General features: G+C 72.8%; 5 protein-coding genes. 3 read left to right on the top strand and 2 right to left on the bottom strand.

Annotated features, from left to right (window positions below; translation table 11 throughout):
• Positions 1-1032: hypothetical protein (locus ACFU99_RS29680; RefSeq protein WP_384397870.1), on the bottom strand; the 1032-nt coding region annotated here is incomplete at its 3' end.
• 299 nt (positions 1033-1331) lie between these two features.
• On the opposite strand from ACFU99_RS29680, the gene ACFU99_RS29675 reads away from it, so the two are divergent.
• Positions 1332-3236 carry an endonuclease/exonuclease/phosphatase family protein gene (locus ACFU99_RS29675; protein ID WP_384397868.1) on the top strand — a complete coding sequence of 635 codons (1905 nt, stop codon included), beginning with the start codon at positions 1332-1334 and terminating at the stop codon, positions 3234-3236.
• Between the two features lie 27 nt (positions 3237-3263).
• Here the strand turns inward: ACFU99_RS29675 and ACFU99_RS29670 are convergent, their stop codons facing one another.
• On the bottom strand, positions 3264-5162 hold the full coding sequence (locus ACFU99_RS29670; protein ID WP_384397866.1) for an ATP-binding cassette domain-containing protein: 1899 nt from the start codon (positions 5160-5162) through the stop codon (positions 3264-3266).
• A 364-nt stretch (positions 5163-5526) separates the two neighbouring features.
• Here ACFU99_RS29670 and ACFU99_RS29665 point away from each other — a divergent pair, with 364 nt between their 5' ends.
• Together ACFU99_RS29665 and ACFU99_RS29660 are read left to right on the top strand one after the other, a co-directional pair.
• Entirely contained in the window at positions 5527-5694 is a 168-nt protein-coding gene (locus tag ACFU99_RS29665) for a hypothetical protein (RefSeq protein WP_384397864.1), read from the top strand.
• Between the two features lie 104 nt (positions 5695-5798).
• The coding region (locus tag ACFU99_RS29660; protein WP_384397862.1) for a hypothetical protein at positions 5799-6014 on the top strand (216 nt) is incomplete at its 3' end.

Genomic DNA, 6014 nt, shown 5'->3' with positions numbered 1-6014 from the left:
GTCGAGCGGCGCGCGCCCGGCCAGCCACGCCTCCACCTCGGCACGGGCGGCCCCCTCCGGGTGGTCCGGCAGCGCGCCGAGCAGCACGTCCGCCCCCTTGTCCGCGAGGTCGCCGACCGCCGGGGCGTCCACCCCGGCGTCGAGCATCCGCGCCCGTACGGCGAAGACGCCGAGCGGGGTGAGCGCGACCATCCCGTAGCGGGTGACGTCCTCCTCGCCGAGCGGTTCGGCGGGGGCGTCCTGGGGGATGCGGCCCTCGCCGTCGACCTCCTCGATGAGCGCCTCGTCGACGGGCTGGTACTGGACGATGCCCGTTGGCTCCAGCATCCGGAACTGCTCGTCGAGGCGCATCATCGCGTCGGAGACCTCTTCGAGGATGTCGTCGGTCGGCTCGTCCATGTCATCCGGGACGATCATGGACGCGGCCAGCGCCGGCAGCGGTACGGGCCGGTCGGCCGCGCCCTCGGCCAGGGCGGTCAGCAGGTAGAGGTTGCCGAGCACGCCGTCGAGGAAGTCGGCCTCCTCCTCCGGGTTCCAGTCGATCGAGTCGAGGTCGAGCTCGCCCCCGTCGCCGAGCTGGTCGACGATGTCCGCGAGGTCCGGCGCGGCGGCGTCGGCCAGCACGGTCTCCAGTCCGCCGAGCCAGACGTCGAGGATGTCCTGCGGACTGCCGGAGGTGAGCGTTGCCAGTTCCTCGCCCGCGGCGGCGGCGCCGGAGGGCTGGTCGGGGTCGTCGGACTCCTCCGCCTCCGGGTCCTCGGCGAACTCGATCAGCCCGGTGTCGAGCGCGAGCTGCCACGCCTCGGCCGCGTAGCCGGGCCCGTCCTCGTCCGCGAGGAGCCCGAGGTGCTCGGCGGCGGCGCGCAGCTGCTCGGCGAGCAGCTCGCCGCCCGCCCCGACGGGGGTGCCCTCCCCGGCCCAGCGGGCGAGCTTCGCGGCGCGCGCGAAGAGGGGCGCGGACAGCGCGTCCCGCGCGAGCTCCGCGTCGGAGTGCAGCCGCACCGGCGGCATGGTGGGGCGGTCTCCGGACATCTGGGGGTTCATCTCCTCGGGGGTACGGCCGCGCCCGCTCGCCGGGGCACGCTGCTCAAGCGTAGACGGAACGGCGGGCCGCTTTCCTCCGGATGCGGCGGGAGCGGGTACGGGCCGCCGCGCCCTGTCCGTACGCACCGGAAACCGCACCCACGGTTCACGGGGACGTCGGGGCGCGTACACCCGTAATCTCTTGACAACTTCCTTATGCGCGGCGGAGATTGACGCGCGTAGACACAGTGCGGACACCGCTCGCCGCCGCCCTGCCACTCTCCTCACTCCGTCCCGGAGGCTCCAAGATGCCCACTCGCCGCCCTCCCGCCCCTCTTCCGTCCTCCCGTGCCTCCCGCCTCACTCGCCTCTCCCACCCCTCCCGTCCCACGGTGCGCGGCTCCGCGACCGTCGCCGCGCTGGTCGCCACCGCGCTCGCGGCCGGGCTGCTCGCCGCTCCCGCCGCCGTGAGCGCCACAGCTCCGGGGACCGTCCGTATCCACGACATCCAGGGCGACACCCGGATATCCCCGCTGGCCGGGCAGCGGGTGGCCGGGGTGCCGGGCGTCGTGACGGCCGTACGGGCCTTCGGCTCGGCGCGCGGGTTCTGGGTGCAGGACCCGCGTCCGGACAGGGACCCGGCGACCAGCGAGGCGATCTTCGTGTTCACGGGGACCGCCACCCCGGCGGTGGCGGTCGGCGACTCCGTGCTCGTCTCCGGCACGGTCACCGAGTACTACCCCGGCGGGGCCGCGGCCGGGCTCCAGTCCGTGACCGAGCTGACGCGGGCGGCGTGGACGGTCGAGTCCTCGGGCAACGCGCTGCCCGCCGCCGTGCCGCTGCGGCCGTCCACCGTCCCGGACCGGTACGCGCCGGACGCGAAGGGCGGCTCCATCGAGGGGCTGCGGCTGCGGCCGGCCCGTTACGCGCTCGACCGCTACGAGTCGCTGGAGGGGATGCGGGTCAGCGTCCGCGACGCGCCCGTCGTCGGCGCGACCAACACCCACCACGAGCTGTGGGTCACCGCCGAGCCGGGCCACGCCCGCACGGCGCGCGGGGGCTCGCTGTACTCCTCGTACAAGGACCCGAACAGCGGCCGGGTGAAGATCGGCTCGCTGCTCCCGCTCGACCGGCACCCCTTCCCCGCCGCGAACGTCGGCGACGAGCTGACCGGCACCACCGCGGGGCCGCTGGACTACGACAACTTCGGCGGCTACACCATCGCGGCCACCGAGATGGGCACCCGCACCGACCGCCACCTGGTGCGCGAGAAGACCCGCAAGCAGACGTCGGACGAGCTGGCGGTGGCCACGTACAACGTGGAGAACCTCTCGCCCAAGACCCCGCAGGCGAAGTTCGACCGGCTGGCGGGCGCGCTGGTGGACCAGCTCGCCGCGCCCGACATCGTGGCGCTGGAGGAGGTCCAGGACGACGACGGGCCCACCGACAGCGGGCGCGTCGGCGCCGACCGTACGCTCAAGCAGCTCACGGACGCCATCGCGGCGGCCGGCGGGCCGCGGTACCAGTGGCGGCAGATCGATCCGGTCGACGGCCAGGACGGCGGGCAGCCCGGCGGCAACATCCGCAACGCCTTCCTCTTCAACCCCGAGCGCGTCTCCTTCACCGACATCCCCGGCGGCGACTCCACCACGCCGGTGAAGGTCGTGGGGCGCGGCGGCTCGACGGCCCTGTCCGCCTCGCCGGGCCGCGTCGCCCCCGCCGACGCGGCGTGGCGCGACAGCCGCAAGCCACTCGCCGGTCAGTTCTCCTTCCGTGGCCGGACGGTGTTCGTCGTCGCCAACCACTTCAATTCCAAGGGCGGCGACCAGGGCGTCGACAGCCGCTTCCAGCCCCCGGCCCGTACGTCGGAGACGCAGCGGCTGGCGCAGGCCAGGGCCGTCAACGCCTTCGTCAAGGAACTGCTGGCCGCCGACCCGCGCGCCGACGCGGTCGTCGCGGGCGACCTGAACGACTACCAGTTCGCGCCCGCGCTGAAGGCGCTCACCGCGGGCGGCGTCCTGACGGACCAGGTCGGACGACTGCCGAAGAAGGAACGGTACGGCTATGTCTACCAGGGCAACTCCCAGGTGCTCGACCACATGCTGACGACCCGTCACCTGCGGCGGACCGACTACGACATCGTCCACATCAACGCGGAGTTCGCCGACCAGGCGAGCGACCACGACCCGCAGGTGCTGCGGCTGCGGCGGTAGCGGCGTGGCGCGATCCGATACAGGCGGCTAGATCTTCAGGTACTGGGCCGCCTGTAGGGAGTGCAGGTCGGCGAAGCAGCCGCCGGAGTGCAGCAGTTCGGCGGGCGGCCCCTGTTCGACGAGCCGGCCGTCGCGCAGCACGTGGACGATGTCCGCGTGGCGCACGGAGGCCAGCCGGTGGGTGATGAGCACGATCGTGTGGCCGGCGTCGGCCAGGGCGCGGATCTGCTCGAACGCCTCGATCTCGGCCCGCGCGTCGAGCGCGGCCGTCGGCTCGTCGCAGATGAGCAGGGGCGCGGCGCGGAAGTGGGCGCGGGCGATGGCGAGCCGCTGCCACTGTCCTCCGGACAGCTCCACGCCGCCGGTGAACTCCCTCGCCACCAGGGTGTCGAGGCCCCGCGGCAGCCCGTCCACGAGCCGCCGCGCCCCGGCGTGCGCGGTGGACTTCTCGATGCCGGCCCGGTCCGCCGCCCGCCACGGCTGCCCGATGCCGATGTTGGTGTGCACGGTGAACGGCCAGCGCATGAAGTCCTGGTCGACCAGGGCGACCTGCTGGAAGATCTGCTCCCGGTCGGCTTCGGAGACCTCCACGCCGTCCCAGTGGATGGTCCCGGCCGTGGGCAGACAGAGGCCGCTGAGGAGCTTGGCGAGGGTCGTCTTGCCGGAGCCGTTCTCACCGACGAGGGCCACGATCTGGCCGCGCCGGATCGTCAGGTTCACCTTGTCCAGCGCGGGCCGGGTGGCGCCGGGGTAGGTGTAGCCGACGTCGGTGAAGACGATGCGCTCGGCCGGGTACGGGGCCGGCGCGCCGCCCGCGGGGATCGCGCGGCGCTCCGCTTCCTGGATCGCGCGCCGCAGGTCGAGGAAGAACAGCGACTGCTCGTAGAGGTGGTTGACCTGGCCGATCATGAGCCGGAGGTTGGCGGTGCCGTTGCGGATGGCGAGGACGGCGGTGCCCGCGGCGGCCAGCGGCACCGCCTCGTGGACGAGCAGCAGCGCGAGCGCGGCATAGGTGAGGGCGGTGGCGACGCCGGCCAGGGCGCTCGCGGCGAGGGAGGTGGCCGCCTGGGCGTGTGCGAGCCGGGTCTGCTCCCGGCCCGAGCTCTCCGTCATGCGCTCGTAGTGGTCGAGGAGGTACGGGCCGGCGGCGTGCACCCGCACCTCCCTGGCCGCCTCGCGCTGGGTGAGCAGGGAGGCCAGCAGGTTCTGCTGGCGGGTGTGGTCGAGCCACGCCTGGAGGGAGAGGTACGAGCGGCGCGCCGACCGTACGGTGCCCCAGCCCTTGGGCACCGCGATGAGCCCGAGCAGCGGGAGGAGCGCCGGGTGCAGCAGGGCCAGGACGACGGCCGAGGCGCCGAGCGAGATCACGGCGTTGATCACACCGACGCTGTGGGAGACCATCCGGCGCGCGGCGGTCGCGCCCAGTTCGGCGGAGTCGACGAGCCGCCGGAAGGCCGGGTCCTCGGCGGCGGTCAGTTCGACGCGGATCACGCGGCGCAGGAGCTGGGCGGTGGCGGTGCGCTCGACCTTCGGTTCGAGGCGTCCGGCGGCGGCGAGGGAGACGGCGGCGAGCACGGCCGTGAAGGCGCTCGCGGCGGCGACCAGGGCCAGTGAGGGCAGGGCGTGGTAGACGCGGTCGGGGGCGGGGACGGCGGCGAACAGGCGCAGCAGCACCTGGTTGGTGGCGAGCAGCCCGGCCGCGCCGGCGACGCCCTGCCCCGCCTCGGCGACGGCGACGGCGATCAGGGCCGTACGGTCGGCGGCCCAGCCGAGCCGCGCGGTGTCGCCGACCAGGGTCGGCAGGCGGCGGGCCATCGCGAGGAACGACACGCGCAGCCGGGCCATCTCGTGGCCGGCGGCGGCATAGTGCAGCCGCCCGCCGAACAGCACGTCCTCACTCGACGGCGGGTCCGGGTCCTTGGGCATACGGCACCTTCCTTCAATCGGGCAATCGGGAATGGCTACCTGTATAGTCGCGAATTATCCCCGTCCCGAGATATCCAAACCCTCGGCGGTCGGCATTTTTGCGCGATTCTTTTGACGATTCGTCAGCGAATCGATTCAGCTCCCACCGCGGCATCAATTACACGGGAAAGACCACGCGAAACCCTCTGCCGCCTGCGATTTCTCGTCAATTCTTTTCGGCCAGTCCTACTAATCACTCACATGAGTAATCCCACCGATACACCCTTGCGCGAATACGCGCCGCGGCCTCACCTTGGAAATCAGGCGGAGTCGCCAAGCGCTCCGCAATCGGGATCGAAAAACTCACCGGAAGGCAGGTATTTCCATGCCCATCGCGACCGCCACCCTCGAAGCCACCGAAGACGTCTTCGACCTCGACGTCCGCGAAATCGACGGAGCCGCCCCCGACGGAGGCGCCATGATCTCGCCGACCTCGGACTGCACCCGCTGCGGCTGCACCCTCTTCACCTGTCCCGAGACGGGCTGCCACTAGTCGTCGTGGCCGCGGGCGCTCCTCCCAAGCCGGCGGGAGGGGCGCCCGCGCTCGCCGTTTCGCATGCCGGCACGCGCCATCGGGGAGATCGGAGAACAGCGGGGATGAACGCCGAATCACTTTTCGCCTGTGCGGACTTCGCGATGCTGCGGGCGCCGGTCCACCCCGCGCACCGGACTCGGGACAGCTCCCCGGATGTGGCGGAGGGCGCTCCCGACGAGGCGGAGCGCCTCATCGACTATCTGCGCCGGGCCGCCGCGGAGCCGCTCCTCCGGGAGGCCGTCAGCGTCTCCAGCGCGTCGCTCGGCCTCGTACTGGAC

It is taken from the genome of Streptomyces sp. NPDC057654, assembly GCF_042800135.1.
Classification (GTDB): domain Bacteria; phylum Actinomycetota; class Actinomycetes; order Streptomycetales; family Streptomycetaceae; genus Streptomyces.
The sequence above is the reverse complement of the archived record's forward strand: the minus strand, read 5'-3'. Positions and strand labels throughout refer to the sequence as shown.

Coding starts and splice junctions, on each gene's coding strand:
- ACFU99_RS29675 (WP_384397868.1), top strand. CDS start 1,332: ATGCCCACTCGCCGCCCTCCCGCCCCTCTTCCGTCCTCCCGTGCCTCC.
- ACFU99_RS29670 (WP_384397866.1), bottom strand. CDS start 5,162: ATGCCCAAGGACCCGGACCCGCCGTCGAGTGAGGACGTGCTGTTCGGC.
- ACFU99_RS29665 (WP_384397864.1), top strand. CDS start 5,527: ATGCCCATCGCGACCGCCACCCTCGAAGCCACCGAAGACGTCTTCGAC.